This is a genomic window from Nostoc sp. NMS4 (assembly GCF_017115095.1).
GTDB lineage: Bacteria > Cyanobacteriota > Cyanobacteriia > Cyanobacteriales > Nostocaceae > Nostoc.
In genome coordinates this window covers 16,712-18,552 of the sequence record NZ_JABXKI010000090.1, presented here as the reverse complement: position 1 = coordinate 18,552, position 1,841 = coordinate 16,712, and the positions used below count along the sequence as shown (strand labels likewise).

The following is a 1,841-nucleotide window of genomic DNA, read 5'->3' as shown; positions in this document are numbered from 1 at the left end:
GGTAGCTACTTTCAATACCAAAACGAAGACGGTAGTCATCATGTATTTGATGTAAGTTACCTCCAGCCTGTGAATTTAGTCACTTTTGCTTATCAAGGAGGTTTGCAACAACACGGTATTCCTAGTGGAGAAGCGCTAGTACTTAAAATTCAAAATAGAAATATTCTTGCGAAAGATTTGGTTAAAGCTGCTGTTAACGCAGATAAATTACCATCACAAGTTTTAAACGATCAAAATTATTTAAGTGCTGTTAATTTAGAACTCAATGTATTGCCAGATTATGCTGCTGCTGATTGATTTTTATTATATCTTTTGAGAAAGCTAAGTTTTTCAGCATGGTATATTTTTATGCTTGTTACCAAGGATAAATAAAAGCCTTTTATACATAGCGATCGCTGCGTATATAAGAAAGTTTGATATGGAAGAAGAATTTCTCGATTTTGAGATAAGTTGCACTTATCCTGTGCTAAAGCCACAGAAAATTGTATAATCGACAGCTTATCGAGCAAAAATTTCTATAGATAATGACAGAAGTAACAAGATCCGGGGGACTAAATAATATTGAGTCCATTGAGCTTGAAGCGCGATGCTTAGAAAAAGCCAGAGAAACAGGCGATGCCTACGACGGGCAAAGCCAACGCAATGGGGAAGTGATTTCTTTGGGAAGTTTGGGCAATGCTTACGAGTCACTAGGCGAGTACCACCTAGCAATTGAGTTTTATCAGCAGTGGTTAGATATAGCTAGAGAAATAGGTGATCGCTTAGAAGAAGCCAAATGTTTATCTGGGTTGGGTAACGCTTACCAATCGCTGGGCAAATACCAGCGAGCGATTGAATTTTATCAGCAGTGGTTGAGTATTACCAGGAAAATTGGCGATGCCTACGGCGGGCAAAGCCAACGCACTGGCGAAGGCATTTGTTTGGTAAGTTTGGGCAATACTTACGAATACCTGGGTAAGTATGAGCAAGCAATAGAGTTTTATCAGCAGTCGTTGAGTATAACCAAGAAAACAGGCGATTGGACTGGGGAATGTATCAGCCTGGGAAGCTTGGGCAATATTTATGAATCATTGGGATATTACGAACTAGCAATTGAGTTTTACCAACAATGGTTAGGGTTGGCAAAATTCATCAGCGATGCCAATAGTCAAAGCATGGCCTTGAGTGGATTGGGCAATGCTTATAAGGCTTTAGGAAAGTACCAAAGGGCGTTGGAGTTTTATCAGCGTTCATTAGAGATCAGAAGGGATCTTAATGACCAAAATGGAGAAGCAAACGCCTGGTTTAATTTGGGTTTGGTGTTAGAAAAAATTAATCGAGAATCAGAAGCGATGAATGCCTTTTGCAATGCTCGTGAAATTTATCATGCAATGGGACTCGATGCCAGCCTACAAGATTGTAACCATGCAATTGAGCTTCTTTCTCAAAATATTGCAAACGCAGGATCTGCCTTCTGGTTTAGGAGGTTGTTTGAAAAGTATTGGGGGAATAGAATTCGCTACTATACAAACAAAGTCCACCTCCGTGGACTAAGAGAAACGTTACAGCGCTAGCTTAGAGAATGTTTTAAAAGGGTCTTTTGCTCTCATAGTTAGCACAGCAAAACATCTCAGTATATGGCGAAACCTTGATTTTGCGTTGCACTTAACTCAGTACAGAACTGCAAAATTATACCTTTCGGGACTTTTAAAACATCCTCTAAGATAGAAGGAGAAAAAAGCGTAGGCGTAGCCCGTCGTAGACATCGCAGTTTTTCTACAAAGCTAGGCTCAAGTTATTAAGGCTCTCTTGTGTGAGAATTAATCTAAGCATTTTGGGAGTTGCAAAGATGGCTTGGGTAG

General features: G+C 39.8%; 1 protein-coding gene and 1 pseudogene. Both read left to right on the top strand.

The annotated features are described in order from the left end of the window. Positions 1 to 297 (top strand): annotated as a pseudogene (locus HWQ37_RS06200) (hypothetical protein); the annotation flags it as partial. Between the two features lie 227 nt (positions 298 to 524). Next, complete coding sequence (locus HWQ37_RS06195; RefSeq protein WP_292744977.1) at positions 525 to 1,553, top strand: tetratricopeptide repeat protein; 1,029 nt, start codon at positions 525 to 527, stop codon at positions 1,551 to 1,553. The last annotated feature ends 288 nt before the right edge of the window (positions 1,554 to 1,841 follow it).

Excerpts from the sequence above, each read along its gene's own strand:
- HWQ37_RS06195 (WP_292744977.1), top strand. The coding sequence starts at position 525 with ATGACAGAAGTAACAAGATCCGGGGGACTAAATAATATTGAGTCCATT.